Genomic DNA, 16,269 nt, shown 5'->3' with positions numbered 1-16,269 from the left:
TGAAGCGCCGGTTTTGGTATAGATCTCCTCCTTCGCGTCAAGCCCGCTGCTCCCCGCCTCATACAACGCTCTGCTCCATACGAAGCCCGCTGCGGTACGTCATATTCCGCTCGCAAATATCCAGCAGATGACGTTTCGGTCCCTTGACCGGAACCGTTATTTTGGCGGGCAGCCCCCGGCTCTTGGCAGCTTGCCTGAGCGGCTCTGCACGTTCCGCATCGTTCGTGACGATCTCGACACGGCCTTCGGACGGGACCATCCGGAGCAGCTCCTCCGCCCAATCCCCGGTTTCCGGCACCGGTTCCTCTACCCGACGCTCCACGAAACGGCTGCGAAGCATCCCGTATTCGATCGGAGCCGCAAGCAGCATATCGCCGTCAAACAACAAGACGATCTGGCAAAAATCGCGGGGGATGTTAACCGCCTGATCATCCAGCATGCTTTTTAGCGTATTGGATCTCGAGTACAGCTCCTTCGCCTTCTCGAATTGCAGCTTCTCCGAGCATTCCTCCATGGCCGTGACCATCTCTGCCGGAATCGCCCGGGCGTCCGACAGCAGCCGGGCAGCGCCAACCACACGTTCGTCGTACTGCTCGGCCGACTCCAACTGCTCGCAGATCCCTCCGCAAGTTTCGAAATAGTAGCGCATGCACAGACGCCGCTCTATAGGCTCGCATGTCCGCAGCCGGTAACGGGCGATCGCGAACTCCAGCGAATAATTGCGAAATACCGGATTCGGAAACGGTCCGATCAGCTCTCCGTCTCCGCAACTCTCCGTCTTCGACTGCGGGGTTAGACGGTCCTTATCGACCGCAACGAGACGGGGAAGCGGCTCCCGCGTGACCGCAATGTACGGATACACGGAGGGCTCTCCTTTTTTGGACCGGTTATACGGAGGCAGGTAGTGCTGGATCAGATTAGTCTCCAGCGAGAAGCTTTCGTTTTCATTCCGGACGATCATAATTTCGATAGAGGCGATCTGCTGCACCAGTCTGGCCGTTTTCTCCCGATCCGGCTTGGAATGGAAGTAAGACGCCAATCGTTTGCGCAAATTAATCGCTTTTCCGACATACAGCAGTTGGCCGTGTTCATGAAACATCAAGTAGCATCCCGGTTCCTCGGGATATAGGCTCGGTTCGAAACGGAACGGGCTTCCCACCGCATGTTCCTCCTTCCCCTGCGTCGATTCCGGGTCTGTCCTCTATCTGTTAGCAATTCGGCTGCCGCTCATGACTTCCTCCTTTCCGCCGGTTTTTATTTTTTACCCTAGCTTACATTAAATGGTTCCATATCCCAGTAATGTTGACATTTGTGAGACGGCGAGAGATAATAAATGCAATACGAGTGGTAGGACTGGGCATTCCGTTTCATTTCTGAAACGGGGTGCCTTTGCGCTTATATATGGCGATTTACATTTAATGGATGTGAAGGAGGTGGTGCCATGTTCCGCTAGTCATACAAGCCGGGTAACCGTTTTCCTTAAGCCCGGCGGACGGGGCGCGACGTTCAGAATCCTTTGCTTGACGAATGAACTGATAAGGACGCGTGTGAATATGATCCAGATAAAAACGTTTACGGATACGTTGCATGCCTCTGCTGAAATAAAAGCAAACCGGTTTCTAGACACCCTGGAGGCCAGTCAGTATATCGAAACCAAGTACGCGCTGATCCAAACCGGTGAGCCGCACTCCTTCATAAAGAGAAGCATTATGATCGTGTATCATGCAAAACCCGGCGCCGAGCCGGATGCACAAGCCGTAAAGAGATCCGGATGACAACCGCCGACAGCAGCCTGCAATTTCGGTTCGTCCCTTGCTTGAAAGAGGGAGCTGATGCCGCCGGACTCTATTCTCCTCCCCTTCCTACCATTATCGAATACAAGGAGGAGACGAGAGATGTCGTCCAGAAAACCGAAAATCAAAGTGCTGCCCAAGCAGCAGCCAAGCACAAGAGGCACGTGTCCCAACTGTTCCAGTACAGGCGTAAAACTCGTTCACGAGCTTACGCGCGACGACGGTACGGTATGGCAAGTATGCAAGCTGTGCCGCAACAAGAAGAAGTTAAAAAAATACGAACGGAAATCCGAGGCGGCTTCCGGGTGATAAGGTGATTGTATGAGCGGCAAAACCTATATGGAAAAAGGGTTCCCGCGGAATTCGAGCCCGTTTCCCTTGTTCGAAACTCCGGTGTGGAAATGTTCCGATGCTTCGTGTACGTGCTGGATGAGGGTCGATCTTGCGTTTGAGGAGAGCCCATCCTGTCCGATCTGCAGCAAAGAAATGGTGCTAGAGACCAAAATGCTGCCGAAGCTGACTACCGTCAAATCGTGACGATGCAGGTAAGCCCCTTGCCGGTAAGGCAGGGGCTTTTCCATTCGTTCCGGCGATTCGCCGCTCCGCTTGGGAGATCACTTTTATATCCTTCATTTTTGCAAATACGATCTTGCGTTCCCCTCAACCTTGTGCTATATTAATCCTTGCATCTTTCTTTCGCATGCGCCCGTAGCTCAGCTGGATAGAGCGACAGTTTCCTAAACTGTGCGTCGTGGGTTCGAATCCCGCCGTGGCGCGCTTATCGATCCCCCATAGGCTTGACGGAACGTGGCTCAGCTTGGTAGAGCGCTTGGTTCGGGACCAAGAGGTCGCAGGTTCAAATCCTGTCGTTCCGATACTTGTACACATCCTATCGCGGCATTTCTGCCGCGTTTTTTTTGTTTGTCTTCGTTCAGTGCCCTTTATCCCTCCAGTTCCATAGACGCACTTCCCCGACCCGTGGCGCTCTCACCCAGGGCTCCTGCTTCAGCTTCAGCAGCTCCTTGGTCGGACCAGTGACTACCGCCCCGTACAGCTTGACGCCATGCTGCTCCACATAACCAATCGTTTCATCCAGTTTCATGAAGGGAGCTGCTTTTTTCGTAATCGCTCTGTATTCCTTCAACAAGTACAAAGTTTTCTTAAAATTTTCGTTGCGCAGCTCTCCGTCGCCATAAGCTTGCACTTGCGGATAAGAAGAGAGGCTCGACGTGATCTTGCTGAACAAGCCGCGTTTTTCCTCCGAATAGCTCTCCAGCTTCTTATCGTCATGATGCCAGATCGGCATATAGGGAAAGCCGATAGGGTCGCTCACCCAACTTCTGCCTGAGTTGTCCTGGCCGTTATCTACGGCGAACCAGAGCGGCGTCAGATTTCGGGATTCCAGCAGCTTCAGCAGATCTTCCGTCTCGTACAGCCGGTCCAGCGAGAAATACAGCTCCGACACGGTACCTTCCGGCAGCTTTTCGAGAATCGACCATTCGGAATCCCCGTTGTAGGTGCTGGAGTCGGGAAGTCTTGCAAACCCGCGTCCGTTCGTATTTCGCTCCTTCCACGACAGGACCGGGCCATTCGTACGATTAAGCAAAAACCTGATTGAGTAATCTCCCGCCGATACCCTCGCATCTCCGATCTGCTTGACGAGTTCGCCTTTCAAATCCATCGTAAAAAACGCGTTGCCCTGTGCGCTCAGATGAACCTCGACATTAGGCTCTGTAACGGCAATTGCAGACGATACGACGTCTCTGTATAGATCCACCCGGCCGGGCTCTCCCATACTGTAAAAAAGCGCCGTACAGGCCGAACTGACGAATGTCACAGCGATTAATAAAGAAAGCAGCGTCAGGGCATTGGACAGGCGTGCCTTCCATTTCCCTCTGCGAATAATATTGGCTTCCTTCCGCAGTTGCCGCTTGTTCTCGCTTTCGGACGGTTCCGCCTGCCGCCCGCCCCTTATTCCGCTTTTGTTATCGACACTTTCCGTGAGCTCCTCCAAGTAGCCTTGGTACAGCTCCAGCTTCTCGATCTCCCGCTCCACTTCTTCACGTTCATCTTCCGGCAGGCTGCCCTCCGCATATTGCTTCAGCTTTCGCTTAAACTCCTCGCTCATCCGGATTCCTCCACTCTTCGTACTCTCTTAGCTTTTGTCTGGCCCGAAACAGTAAGATTTTGAAATGGGACAACCGGATGCCCATAATATCCGCCGCCTCCTGATAGGACAGCTGATGAAAGTCGTGCAGCAAGATCGCGTGCCTCTGGTTGTCCGGCAGTCCAGCTACAAGCTTTCCGATTTCCGTCCAGATTTCCTGGCGGAGAACGGCGGTTTCCGGCGTATCGCGATCGGCCAGACGTTGAAAGTAATCCGTTCCGTACACCGAGCTGCGACTTTCCTTCCGCATGTAGTCGATAAACGCATGGTAAGCGACCCGGAACAGCCACGGCTTGATTTTATCTTCCTTGCAATCGTCCAAATGCAGATAGGCCCGGTAAAACGTTTCCTGCAGCAAATCCTCCGCTGCATGCTCGTCGCGACAGAGGGAGCGCAAGTAACGGAAGATGTCTTTGACATACTTACGGTATATGGAATCCAAACTGTTCGTCTCCATTCGCTCCCCCTCCCTTGTATCCACGAATGAAAGCTTGGAAAGTTACGGACGTTTTGAACAAATGGGAAAAGGGTAATTAATCTTGGCTCGCGCACATTTTGCTTTTCTGATTCTTTTTGGGTAGCATGGAGAAAATAAATGCGGGAGGAATGCTGATGAATACGATACAACTGTCCGAACGCTCCATCGAAATCCGCTACAGAGACGAAGGAACCGGGTTTCCCGTCTTGCTGATGCACGGTTTTTGCGGCAGCTCCCATTACTGGGATGAAGTCGTGCCGTTATTGAAAGGATGCAGAGTCATCGTACCCGATCTGCCCGGTCACGGACAATCCGGAGTCCCGGCGGCTCCGTATGCCATCGAGTCGTTTGCTGACGATATGGCGGAGCTGCTGCGTCAATTAAACGTCGGGAAAGCGGTATGGATCGGCCACTCGCTTGGAGGCTATATCACGCTTGCAGGGGCGGAGAGACATCCGGATCGGGTTCAAGCGTTTGGGCTCGTCCATTCCACCGCTTTCCCGGACGACGAGAAGGGCAAAGAAAATCGCCTGAAATCGATCCAAACCGTACTCGATTCCGGCATCGTTCCGTTTATCGACGGACTAATTCCGAAGCTGTTCGCCCCGGATCACGTAGAAACGATGAAAGGGAAAGTTGCCGAAGCGAAAGAGATCGGCTACATCACTCCGCCGGAAGGAGCCGTCTTAACGCTTGAAGCGATGAGAGAACGGCCCGACCGGAATCAGGTTATAAAGAACGCTTCGTGCCCGGTATTGCTTCTGGCCGGTGGTTCGGATCAGATCATTCAACCGGAGAAGACGTTCTCGGTCTCGGGAAACTCCATCAAACAGGTTTTGATCGAGGACAGCGGCCATATGAGTATGATGGAACGGCCAAGCCGGCTTGCGCAAGAACTGCTTGCTTTCGTGGAAGCCGTGCAGGGCTGACGAAATACGGCGCTGGTCGGACATAGAAGCGAATCGGCTGGTTGTCTGGTGCTGTTGGCGACAGACGGGCACGGCACAGACTCCGGATTAACAAGGTAGCTGGGGTTGCTTGGGTTGCTTGGGTTGCTTGGGTTCACCTTTCGTGCCGTTCCGAGGTCGTACGTTTTTGGGAGTGTTGGCGTGTTGGCGTCATAAGAGCGGTTTGGGACCTTTATTCGGCAGATCTCAGCCCACTGTTAAAGATTAAGAGCGGTTTGTACCCCCTATTACTGCGAATCTGGTCGGTTTCCGGTCTTGTTCGAAGAATTAGGGGCTGCAAACCGCTCTTATTTTTACCTAAAGTTCGATTTCCGGGCAAATAAGAGATGCAAACCGCTTCTATCTGCAGCTCGCACCAATTAGCATGGATGGGATACATCACATTTGCTTATGATGACGGACCGAATCTGACTCTGACTTATTTACCCTTGATTCCAGTTCGTGTTCGTTGTTCATTATTCATTCTTCTTTGTTCGTATCCCTTAGCTCGCGCTTTGCTCAGTTTCCTTCAAGCTCCACCTCGCGTCAGACACGTTCTTGGCTGTGGTCAGCGTATCACCCCAGAGATGACGCCCACACTTAGCGTACAACTAAAAAAGGACCCTTTCGGGTCCTTTTTTGACGGTGATCGGTTTTTGTATGAATCAGCTGTACCTTACCTCTTCTTCGGAATCAGGATCGCTGCTGTTAGCGGCTAATCCTTGCTGCATGTGTTAGAAACACGCTAACGTGTCTTTGGCACATCGCCTCCGCTTCAATGTTCGGTATTTAGATCCTTACTTGGTGTTGCTGTTGAATAGTTCAACGGAACCACACCTCTCTTCTCACCGTCGATAATAGTATGTCCGGTTATGGCTTCGATATTCACTTGGCCCAAAACTTTTTTCGGTTTACCCTTCCCCGTTATTATGTCGGGTATGATTGGCTTGCTTCGTTTTCTTGGAACCGGATAGAGGCTCCTGCGAATTGCCGTTGTTCGACTTGCGCTCGGCCGCTCCGCTTGGAGGGTTTACAGGCTGAGGGATATCTTTGGGCATCGTTTTATTCTCCTTCCGTTACAAACTTGACTTCCCCTTTGTCGGTATCATGGTTCAAGGCATCCTTGTGGCGCCGGTCATTCGTATCCTGTTGAAGCTGTTGGGCATGGTGACTGCTCACAGGAGACAATTCCAGATCCTTGACGACATTTTGCAAGTTTTTATCGGTTGCTTTTGTTTTCGTCATCGCTCGGCCCCTCCTAGTCAGCTTGTCACTTTTTTTAATGCTTGTGCGCATTCGTGAATGTGGCGGATGTAGTCTTCGACCATATTTTGAATGACATCGTTCCGCTCATCGACTGTCTGATCGTCCTTCTCGACGTCGACCAAGTCTACCTTCACCTCGCGGGAATCCACGTAAGTCACGAGGAAATCGAAGGAATACATCGCGTGTCCCGCCGTACGAATATGAATGCGCACCGATTTCGGATCATGCTCGTCCGCTTTCACTTCGGCCTTATCGGATTCATTCAGCAAGGTGGGCAATGTAGTCCGCCACGCCTCTGTTAGCTCGTTCTGATCGAGCGTGAGCACATCTGTTTTGCTCATCAACAAACACCTCCGCAACCTTAACTTGCGGAGGTCGCCACCCTTTTATGCGAGTGGCCTGGCGTACAAAAAAAGCCATGAATCGTTAGATTCATGACTTCTGCATCCCATAAGCAAGATTATTCATAAGGAGAGGGTGGGATACTCCCCCTTCGGGTGAGACTGCGAAGCAAACGCTAACGAAGATTAGCGAATGCTTCCGAAGTAAGTTTTCTCCGAAAACTTTTAGCTTCGACGAACCTAAAGGTTCTACATCCCATAAGTAGGATTATTCAAACGGAGAGGGTGGGATTCGAACCCACGGAAGAGTTACCCCTTCGCTGGTTTTCAAGACCAGAGCCTTCAACCACTCGACCACCTCTCCAAAATGGCGGCCCGCCAATGACTAGAAAGAATTTTATCATAAGCAGCGGGCCCACCGCAAGGGTTATTTTTTGGAGATCACTTTTACGCCGTTCATGTAGGGCAGGAGTGCATCGGGCACTACGACACTGCCGTCCGGCTGCTGATAATTTTCCAGTATTGCCGCTACCGTCCGGCCGACGGCCAGTCCGGAACCGTTCAACGTATGAACGAACTCTGGCTTCGACTTCGCATCCCGGCGGAACCGCAAATTGGCGCGGCGTGCCTGGAAATCCTCGAAGTTGCTGCAGGACGAAATTTCACGATACGATCCGCCGCTCGGCAGCCATACTTCGAGATCGAATGTTTTAGCCGAGGTAAAGCCGAGATCGCCCGTACACAGCGTCATCACGCGGTACGGAAGCTTCAGCAGCTGCAAAGCTTTCTCGGCATGCTGCGTAAGCGCCTCAAGCTCGTCATAAGAGTCTTCCGGCTTAACGAGCTTCACCAGCTCGACTTTATTGAATTGATGCTGACGAATCAGTCCCCGCGTATCGCGGCCGGCCGAACCCGCTTCCGAACGGAAACAAGCGCTGAACGCCACATAATTTTTAGGCAGCTGCTCTATCGGCAAAATTTCATCCCGGTGAAAGTTCGTTACCGGCACTTCTGCCGTCGGGATCAGGAAATAGTCGGTGCCCTGCACCTTAAAGACGTCTTCCTCAAACTTGGGAAGCTGACCGGTGCCCGTTAAGCTGTCCCGGTTGACGATAAACGGCGGAAGCATCTCTTCATAACCGTGCTCGCCGCTGTGAAGATCCATAAAAAAGTTAATGAGCGCCCGTTCCAGACGCGCTCCAAGCCCTTTATAAAACACAAATCGCGAACCCGTTACTTTCGCAGCCGATTCGAAATCAAGAATGCCGAGCTTGTCCGCAATTTCCCAATGCGCCTTTGGTTCGAAAGCGAACGAAGGCACTTCTCCGATCCGGCGAATCTCCACATTCTCCTCTTCCGATAATCCAACCGGAACGGAGCTGTGAGGCATATTCGGGATCGACAGCAGCAGCTTGTTCAGATCCTCTTCCAGAACGCGAACCTCTTCGTCCAGCACTTTAATCCGGTCATTAACATCGCGCATCTCTAATATTAACGACTCTGCGTCTTCTTTGTTCCGTTTCTTGACCGCAACTTCCTGCGATACGGTGTTTCTGCGGTTTTTCAACTGCTCGCTTTCCTGCAGCAGCTCTCTGCGCTTGCCGTCCAACCCGGTAAAACGGTCGATTTCTTCCGCGGATTTGCCTCGCGCGGTCATCGCTTCTTTTACACGTTCAATCTCGTTACGCAACAACTTGACGTCAAACAACCAAAACCCCTCCCAAAAGGGAAACTATATTCAAGTCCATTATCTCTGGCACACCAAACCAAACTGCACGCTATCATTACAAGTTATGCAATATAATGTACTATACTCCGAATAAATATTCAACCAACGCCCCGGACTACAGTCACGAAAGAAGCACCTTGGGCATCAGCCAAACAAGGTGCTTCCGAACATCCTATTACTGAACCGAAGAAGACTTTGCCTCTTTGACCATGTCTATAAAATACTGATGCATCCGGTAATCGTCCGTCAGCTCGGGATGGAAAGAGACGGCCAGCAAATGATCCTGCCGCGCCGCGACAATCTCACCGTTATGCTCGGACAGCACGTCCACCCGATCTCCGATTTCCCTGATCAAGGGAGCCCGGATGAATACTGCTCTAACTTTATCGTCTACACCCTTGACGGCAAGCTCCGTCTCGAAGCTTTCCCGCTGGCGGCCGAAGGCATTGCGTTGCACCTTCATATCCATCAGCTGCAGATGCGCCTGCTCCTGGCCAACGATCTCGTCAGCGAGTACGATTAATCCCGCACAAGTACCGAAAATCGGCTTGCCCTGCTTGGAAAAGGAGCGAACTTCCTCGATAAATCCGTAATCGCGCATCAGCTTGCCGATTGTCGTGCTCTCTCCGCCAGGGATGATGATCCCGTCCAATTCGGCCAGCTGACTCGTTTTCTTAACTGGCACGCCTTCGGCGCCCGCTGCTTCGATCATCTTGATATGTTCCGCCACCGCTCCTTGAAGAGCGAGAACGCCTATTTTCATAGCTGACCCTTCTTTCTGTTCTTACCAGCCGCGGTCCTGCATCCGCTGCGACGACTCCAGCTTGGAGATTTCGATCCCTTTCATCGGCGCACCCAAATTTTTGGATACTTCGGCGATCAGGGCGTAATCCGTGTAATGAGTCGTTGCTTGAACGATCGCTCTTCCGAATTTCTCCGGGTTGTCCGATTTGAAAATACCGGACCCGACAAATACGCCGTCAGCGCCCAGATGCATCATCAATGCAGCATCCGCCGGAGTCGCTACCCCGCCCGCTGCAAAGTTAACGACCGGCAAGCGCCCGTTCTCATGAACATACACAACGAGATCGTAAGGAGCGCCGAGATTTTTCGCTTCCGTCATCAGCTCGTCTTTGGACATGCCTTGGATTTTGCGGATTTGGGAATTGATAATCCGGATATGGCGAACGGCTTCTACGATGTTGCCTGTTCCCGGCTCGCCTTTGGTACGCATCATGGCTGCGCCTTCGCCGATCCGGCGGAGCGCTTCACCGATATCTTTCGCACCGCATACGAACGGCACGGTAAATTCTCTTTTATTAATATGGAACACTTCATCAGCAGGAGTAAGAACTTCACTCTCATCGATGTAGTCGGCGCCAAGCGCTTCCAGGACGCGTGCTTCCACATAGTGGCCGATCCGGCATTTGGCCATAACCGGGATGCTTACTACTTTCGTAACTTCTTCAAACACGGTAGGATCAGCCATACGCGCTACTCCGCCGGCCGCACGGATATCGGAAGGTACGCGCTCAAGAGCCATAACCGCACAAGCGCCCGCCGCTTCGGCGATTTGCGCTTGTTCCGCGTTCATAACGTCCATGATGACGCCGCCTTTTTGCATTTCAGCCATCCCTTTTTTGACTGTCCATGTTCCTGTTTCCATTTCTTACTCCTCCTGTATATGAATTGCTGTAGTTCCATAGCTACGAAAGCGTGGCTCTTCGATGATCTTCTAACAAGTCATTCTACAACAAGCCTATCTAATTAACAACCCGTGCCCCACATTTAGACACCTTTTAGAACAGGTTTTTTAGGCCGCTCGCGATACCGGAGAAAATGCCGCCGAAAAAGTTTTTAATTCCCCGCATCATAAGACGGAACCAGCTTCCTTTTTCCATATCTTGCGAAGCCACGAGGTCGACTGTTCTTTCGCTATCGTTATACTTTACCTTTACGGTGCCCAACACATCCCCTGTCTTAATCGGAGCGCTTTTCATCTCCGCCAGCGGTGCCGCTTCTATCGTAATTTCGGGCGTTTCGCCTTTTCTTACGACGAAATCGACGGCATTTGCCGTAACAACCGGCACTTCGGTTTTAACACCCTTTTTGACCGCTACCGTCTTTAATTTATCGACTTCACTCTTGGCCGCCACAACCGACTTCATTTCAAAGTTATTAAAGCCGGCGTCGAGAAGCTTTTGTGTTTCCCGGAACCGTTTGGATTCCGAAGGCGTATTCATCACGACACTGATCAAGCGCATCCCGTTACGCATAGCCGTCCCCGTAAAGTTATATCCGGCTTGGCTCGTATGGCCTGTCTTCAGTCCGTCCATCCCCTGGTAAGCATAAGACTTAAAGCTCGGAACGTCCTTATTGCCTTCGAGCATCCAGTTCCAGTTGATCATCGGCGCTTTATCCGTCTCGCGGAACTTTTTGGACGGGATTTTGGAAATTTCCAGTACTTCGGGGTGTTTCAGCACAATATTCTGAGCCAGAATCGCAGCATCCCTCGCGGTGATCATCGTATCCTCTTCCGTAATTCCCGGAGGAGCGTACTTGCCAAGATCGACTCGGGGAAGGCCGGTTGCGTTAATGAAAAACGATTTTTCGTTGAATCCCATTTTTTTCGCGGCATCGTTCATCATCTTGACGAAATTTTCTTCGGTACCGCCAATCGTTTCAGCCAGCGCTACTGTAGCGTCATTCGCCGAATAGATGGCCATCGCACTGTACAGATCGCGAATCGAATACTTTTCGTTAGGCCCGATCAATTGACCCGAACCGATAACATCGACCGCATACTGGCTCGGATTGACGATATCGTCCCAACTGCGCTTGCCCGACTTGATCTCTTCCATGACCAGATACTCGGTCATCATTTTGGACATGCTGGCTGGGGGCATCTGCTGATCCGCATTCATTTCGTACAAAACTTGCCCGGTAGTCGGCTCGATGAGAATGGCCGCCTTCGCTTCAAGCGTTAAATTAATCGGCTCCGCGGCTTCCGCCTGCTGCGGCTGTATAAGAATCAGGCTGCTCGCAAATACCGTAACGCAGCATGCCCGTGCGATCCATTTGTTCCACCCGGATTTCTTTACTTCCAACACGTTTTTCCCAACTCCCTTTCCCGAAACTATCACTTCCAAACTCCAACTCTCGCAAGTCACTGTTCTCATTGTAACATACCGACTCTCCCGGCAAAAGGCGAAACGGCCGTTCCCCTTAACAATTAGAAACACCTTAACTTCATCCGCCAAAGGGACGTTTACGGACTAATTCCTTACCGTTGTTACGAAGACCGGAACAATAGCAAAGAGCAGAGGTCGCCCTCTGCCCTTCGTCTCTCGCCCCGATTACATCGAGTAGTTTGGAGCTTCTTTGGTTATCTGTACGTCGTGCGGATGGCTTTCGCGCAAGCCTGCACCCGTAATGCGGATAAATTCCGTATCTTCCTTCAATTCCCGAATCGTTTTCGTACCGCAATACCCCATACCTTGGATCAGGCCGCCGACCAACTGATGAATCGTGTCCTTGATCGGGCCTTTGTAAGGAACCCGGCCTTCGATACCTTCCGGCACCAGCTTGGATTCGCCCTCTTGGAAGTATCGGTCCTTGCTTCCTTCCTTCATCGCGCCGATCGAGCCCATACCGCGGTATACTTTGAACTTCCGGCCCTGATAAATTTCCGATTCGCCCGGGCTTTCCTCACATCCGGCAAACAAGCTTCCGATCATAATCGCATCGGCTCCCGCCGCTATCGCCTTCGTAATATCGCCGGAGTACTTGATCCCGCCGTCGGCGATGATCGGTACGCCGTATTGCCGGGCTACCGTAGCGCAATCGTAAATCGCCGTAATTTGCGGCACCCCGATGCCGGCGATGACCCGCGTCGTACAGATCGAGCCCGGACCCATACCCACCTTAATCATCGAAGCCCCGGCTTCGATCAGATCCCGTGTGCCGTGGCCGGTAGCGACATTGCCGGCGATGATGACGATGTCCGGGAACTTGGCGCGCAGCTTGCGCACGGTCTCCACGATGTTGGCGTGATGCCCGTGGGCCGAGTCGACCGCGATAACGTCCGCCCCCACTTTAATAAGCTCGCTGGCACGCTCCAGGGCGTCTCTGGACGCTCCGATCGCCGCACCTACCAACAGCCTTCCTTGGGCGTCCTTAGCCGCATTCGGGAATTGTATGGCTTTCTCGATGTCCTTGATCGTGATCAGACCTTTTAACGAGTTCGTCTCGTCGACAAGCGGCAGTTTCTCGATTTTGTGCTTTTGTAAAATCACTTCCGCTTCCTGAAGAGTCGTGCCTACCGGTGCGGTCACAAGGTTATCTTTCGTCATCACTTCTTTAATCTTAATCGAGTAATCGTGCACAAACCGAAGGTCGCGATTGGTCAATATACCGACCAGCTTGTTATCGTCATTGACGATCGGTACGCCGGAGATCCGGAATTTGCCCATCAGCTCTTCAGCGTCATATACATGATGTTCGGGGGTAAGCGAGAACGGATTGGTAATGACCCCGCTCTCCGATCGTTTTACGCGGTCTACTTCTTCCGCCTGCTGCGCGATCGACATATTCTTGTGGATGATTCCGACGCCGCCTTCACGGGCCATGGCGATCGCCAGAGCCGCTTCCGTAACGGTATCCATCGCAGCGCTGATCAGCGGTATATTTAATTTAAGCGTTGGAGTCAGCTGAGTCGACACGTCCACTTCTCTAGGTCCGAACACATTCGACTTTCTCGGGATTAGCAGTACGTCGTCGAACGTCAAACCTTCCTTGGCAAACTTATTGTCCCACACGAAAAAGTACCCCCTTAAGTAAGTAACCCTGAACAAATTCAGCTGCATCCACTTTCGAGATCGAGCTCTAGGAGGGCTTCAGCTTCTACACTGGCTAACCTGTCTTCCTGAGTGTTAATGCCTATCGTAACAAAAGCCCATTTTTGGTGTCAAGGCAAAACAGACGTTCCGTATGAGCAGCCGCTTCCGTGTTCTTCGTTCCGTCAAACTTTTACCGGAATGTGTAAGTGCATTTGGAATTCCACAGCAAATATTCATCGATTCCCAGTTCTTTAGCCGCTTGCACTTGAGCTTGTACGTCTTCGCTTCCGTAAGTTTTATGGGGTTTTAACCAAGTCGCCGTGAAATCTTGCAGCCATGGGCGGATCGAGGCTGCAGACTTCCGGGCCTGAGTTAACGCTTCGTTTTTCTTCAATCCGTCCGCCAGCGCTTTTTGAACCGTTACGTACGGCTGCAGGTCCGGATTTTTAATTCCGAACACCCCGTCTCCATAATGAGAAGGATAAACCATCGGACTGATGACGTCTATTTCAGAGGAGATATCCTCCCACGTTTGCCCGATTCCCATATCCCCCGTGACCGATGTCGTCAAACCGAACACGTCAGCCGACACGTACACGCCCTTGGCGGCCAGTTCCTGCTTAGCCTGCTTCAGAAAACGTTGAACCGCTGCCGACTTGGACCAACCGTTCGGATTTTGAAAAACAGCTTCCCGATCGACCTTGGACCCATTGTCGGGGAACCGGACGTAATCGAACTGAATTTCGTCAAATCCGAGGTCGGCCGCCTCCTTCGCCAGTTCGATGGCGTATGTACACACTTCCGGATGGTAGGGATCAACCCAGGAAGTACCTTTGGCGTCCTTCCACAGAGCGCCTTCCTTCGTGCGGATCGCCCATTCCGGTTTGCGAACCGCTGCATATGGATCCTTAAAGACGGCTATTCGGGCAATCGTATAGATGTGATGTTCATTTAATGTTGAAATGAGACGTTTGATATCATGAATCATATGTTTCGAGTCGGCTTCCAATTGGTGAACGATCGGCAGAGACGAATCGTAGGTGATTTGCCCGGAATCGTTTTTCACGTCAATCACCATGGCGTTCAGCTCCGTTTGGTTTACGAGCTCGATTAATTGATCCCGCTTGGACGTACTGGCGGCCCAGCCGCTTACGTAGATGCCTTTCACTTTCGGTCTAGCCTTCGGTGTAGGAGGAGGTCCGGCTGGTGGTTCTGCATACGACTCGATCCTGCGCTCCCGCTGATCGGTGATCTCATCGGCAACGGACAGATGTCCTGGCGCTTCGCTTTGGATAGGCGGCTTGGCCTCCGACGTCTGCGCTTGGTGTACGATGCTGTCACCGGTCCACGGTTCACCCGGCTGCGCTGCTTCAGAGAACGAACAACCGGTAAGTATCATCGATAACATCGCAGCAACGGCAATAATCCTGACTTTCATGGATACACCTCCTATTGGAGGTAGTATGACACAAGTGACGAACAACTATCGTTCATCGTCAACTAAGAGATTATGGAAAAAATTCATTGCACCGTGTATGTCGTATGATAAACTGTCCGGTATGTATAGACGTTCGGACATCCTTTGGCGTGTAACCCCACACATTTAAACTTGGGAGGGGATGGATACCCTCGATCCAACCGCCGTTTCAATTGCTCGCTGATGAGGTCTACGGCAGCACCACCAATTCCAATACGACGTGCAAACCGCTTTTTCTAGCTGTCGCAGGTCGTAACCGCTTCGCTGAACACGTTATGGGTGCAGACACTAACTAACGCTAAACAACACAATAAGAGTCTCTGGCACCCTCTATTTTGACCCCAGTGGGCTGATGAAGACGAATAGAAGCGGTTTGTACCCCTTATTTCAACCGACTGATGGGGTCCGTACCTTTTCGCGGAGTTTAGCAGCCTCAAACCGCTCCTATTTCGTCATCCAAACCGTTTTCGGACAAAATAAAGAGTACAAACCACTCCTATTTGCTTCTTCTCTTCCCCTTAAGAGGCATATAAGGTCGGGCTTCTAACGGCAGCTGCCACGCTGAACGTCCTGCATCACTTCCGCCCATTTAAGTAAAGCTTCTAGACGTCTAGACGAAGCTTTTGCCACGAAGCGTACTGCTGCGAGAGAGGTAACCTTTCTGGGTACAAAAAACTTGCAGTCGCTCTTTGAAGGAATTTTTGAAGCAGTTTTTTTAGCAATTTCTTTATTTCTTTAAGCAGTTTCTTTAAGCAGCTTTTCCGAAGCAGCGCTTTTGAAGCTTAGCACACTTTAGCAAATTTCGACTTTCTGTAACTTCTATAAAAACAAAAAAACTCCGACGGTTTCGTCAGAGTTTCTCGTTCATTACATCGCTTGGCAACGTCCTACTCTCCCAGGACCCTGCGGTCCAAGTACCATCGGCGCTGGAGGGCTTAACGGTCGTGTTCGGGATGGGAACGCGTGGATCCCCTCCGCCATCATCACCAAACGATTATGAAATTCAGGGTTTATTCCCTGAAAACTGAATGCGAACCGAAGAAGAGAGAGATTGAAACGTTACCTCAAGGGCTCTTGAGGCCTCCACGAAGGTTCGCGGAGTATTGTAGGATAAGCCCTCGACCGATTAGTATTCGTCAGCTCCACACATTGCTGCGCTTCCACCCCGAACCTATCAACCTGGTCGTCTACCAGGGGTCTTACGAATTGGGAAATCTCATCTTGAGGGGGGCT

General features: G+C 51.7%; 16 protein-coding genes, 3 tRNA genes and 2 rRNA genes. 6 read left to right on the top strand and 15 right to left on the bottom strand.

Features of this window, described 5'->3' with window-relative positions; genetic code table 11:
- Window positions 1-58: 58 nt before the first annotated feature.
- Window positions 59-1,159, bottom strand: a complete 1,101-nt coding sequence (locus tag AC3Y2E_RS25785) for a GIY-YIG nuclease family protein (protein ID WP_379215549.1) — start codon at window positions 1,157-1,159, stop codon at window positions 59-61.
- A 394-nt stretch (window positions 1,160-1,553) separates the two neighbouring features.
- On the opposite strand from AC3Y2E_RS25785, the gene AC3Y2E_RS25780 reads away from it, so the two are divergent.
- The 5 genes from AC3Y2E_RS25780 (at window position 1,554) to AC3Y2E_RS25760 (ending at window position 2,668) form a co-directional block, all read left to right on the top strand.
- The gene (locus AC3Y2E_RS25780; protein WP_190929198.1) at window positions 1,554-1,775 is read left to right on the top strand and encodes a hypothetical protein; all 222 of its coding nucleotides are present in this window, start codon (window positions 1,554-1,556) and stop codon (window positions 1,773-1,775) included.
- Window positions 1,776-1,895: 120 nt separating this feature from the next.
- Entirely contained in the window at window positions 1,896-2,102 is a 207-nt protein-coding gene (locus AC3Y2E_RS25775; protein ID WP_332071834.1) for a hypothetical protein, read from the top strand.
- 12 nt (window positions 2,103-2,114) lie between these two features.
- The gene (locus AC3Y2E_RS25770; RefSeq protein ID WP_332071833.1) at window positions 2,115-2,330 is read left to right on the top strand and encodes a cold-inducible protein YdjO-related protein; all 216 of its coding nucleotides are present in this window, start codon (window positions 2,115-2,117) and stop codon (window positions 2,328-2,330) included.
- Between the two features lie 165 nt (window positions 2,331-2,495).
- Window positions 2,496-2,570, top strand: a tRNA-Arg gene (locus AC3Y2E_RS25765).
- Between the two features lie 24 nt (window positions 2,571-2,594).
- Window positions 2,595-2,668 (top strand) — tRNA-Pro (locus AC3Y2E_RS25760).
- A gap of 56 nt (window positions 2,669-2,724) precedes the next feature.
- On the opposite strand, the gene AC3Y2E_RS25755 is transcribed toward AC3Y2E_RS25760, so the two are convergent.
- Window positions 2,725-3,921, bottom strand: a complete 1,197-nt coding sequence (locus AC3Y2E_RS25755) for an anti-sigma factor (protein ID WP_379215546.1) — start codon at window positions 3,919-3,921, stop codon at window positions 2,725-2,727.
- Window positions 3,905-4,417, bottom strand: coding sequence for a sigma-70 family RNA polymerase sigma factor (locus AC3Y2E_RS25750; RefSeq protein ID WP_379215544.1), 513 nt, complete (start codon window positions 4,415-4,417; stop codon window positions 3,905-3,907). Before AC3Y2E_RS25750 ends, AC3Y2E_RS25755 begins: the two co-directional genes overlap by 17 nt.
- A 155-nt stretch (window positions 4,418-4,572) precedes the next feature.
- Between AC3Y2E_RS25750 and AC3Y2E_RS25745 the strand changes: the two genes are divergently transcribed.
- Window positions 4,573-5,367, top strand: a complete 795-nt coding sequence (locus tag AC3Y2E_RS25745; RefSeq protein ID WP_332071830.1) for an alpha/beta fold hydrolase — start codon at window positions 4,573-4,575, stop codon at window positions 5,365-5,367.
- Between the two features lie 929 nt (window positions 5,368-6,296).
- On the opposite strand, the gene AC3Y2E_RS25740 is transcribed toward AC3Y2E_RS25745, so the two are convergent.
- From AC3Y2E_RS25740 to AC3Y2E_RS25685, 12 genes are all read right to left on the bottom strand, one after another.
- On the bottom strand, window positions 6,297-6,443 hold the full coding sequence (locus AC3Y2E_RS25740; protein WP_332071829.1) for a small acid-soluble spore protein P: 147 nt from the start codon (window positions 6,441-6,443) through the stop codon (window positions 6,297-6,299).
- A gap of 4 nt (window positions 6,444-6,447) precedes the next feature.
- Window positions 6,448-6,630, bottom strand: coding sequence for a hypothetical protein (locus AC3Y2E_RS25735; RefSeq protein WP_379215541.1), 183 nt, complete (start codon window positions 6,628-6,630; stop codon window positions 6,448-6,450).
- Between the two features lie 17 nt (window positions 6,631-6,647).
- Window positions 6,648-6,992, bottom strand: coding sequence for a hypothetical protein (locus AC3Y2E_RS25730; protein WP_190932496.1), 345 nt, complete (start codon window positions 6,990-6,992; stop codon window positions 6,648-6,650).
- 277 nt (window positions 6,993-7,269) lie between these two features.
- Window positions 7,270-7,356: transfer RNA gene (locus AC3Y2E_RS25725), tRNA-Ser, on the bottom strand.
- 63 nt (window positions 7,357-7,419) lie between these two features.
- Window positions 7,420-8,700: a serine--tRNA ligase gene (serS, locus tag AC3Y2E_RS25720; RefSeq protein WP_379215538.1), complete on the bottom strand. Its 1,281-nt coding sequence runs from the start codon at window positions 8,698-8,700 to the stop codon at window positions 7,420-7,422.
- A 196-nt stretch (window positions 8,701-8,896) separates the two neighbouring features.
- Window positions 8,897-9,484 carry a pyridoxal 5'-phosphate synthase glutaminase subunit PdxT gene (gene pdxT / locus AC3Y2E_RS25715; RefSeq protein ID WP_379215536.1) on the bottom strand — a complete coding sequence of 196 codons (588 nt, stop codon included), beginning with the start codon at window positions 9,482-9,484 and terminating at the stop codon, window positions 8,897-8,899.
- Between the two features lie 21 nt (window positions 9,485-9,505).
- A complete protein-coding gene (gene pdxS / locus AC3Y2E_RS25710; RefSeq protein ID WP_379215534.1) occupies window positions 9,506-10,387 on the bottom strand; it encodes a pyridoxal 5'-phosphate synthase lyase subunit PdxS in 882 nt (293 codons plus the stop codon).
- Window positions 10,388-10,520: 133 nt separating this feature from the next.
- Complete coding sequence (locus AC3Y2E_RS25705) at window positions 10,521-11,831, bottom strand: D-alanyl-D-alanine carboxypeptidase family protein (RefSeq protein ID WP_379215532.1); 1,311 nt, start codon at window positions 11,829-11,831, stop codon at window positions 10,521-10,523.
- Window positions 11,832-12,077: 246 nt separating this feature from the next.
- Window positions 12,078-13,538 carry an IMP dehydrogenase gene (gene guaB, locus AC3Y2E_RS25700; protein WP_379215530.1) on the bottom strand — a complete coding sequence of 487 codons (1,461 nt, stop codon included), beginning with the start codon at window positions 13,536-13,538 and terminating at the stop codon, window positions 12,078-12,080.
- A gap of 211 nt (window positions 13,539-13,749) precedes the next feature.
- Entirely contained in the window at window positions 13,750-14,997 is a 1,248-nt protein-coding gene (locus tag AC3Y2E_RS25695) for a putative glycoside hydrolase (RefSeq protein WP_379215528.1), read from the bottom strand.
- A 913-nt stretch (window positions 14,998-15,910) separates the two neighbouring features.
- Window positions 15,911-16,027 (bottom strand): 5S ribosomal RNA (gene rrf / locus AC3Y2E_RS25690).
- Between the two features lie 115 nt (window positions 16,028-16,142).
- Window positions 16,143-16,269: ribosomal RNA gene (locus AC3Y2E_RS25685) — 23S ribosomal RNA — on the bottom strand; the annotation flags it as partial.

The organism is Paenibacillus sp. MAH-35 (assembly GCF_058135425.1).
This window is presented reverse-complemented; position numbering and strand designations above follow the sequence as displayed.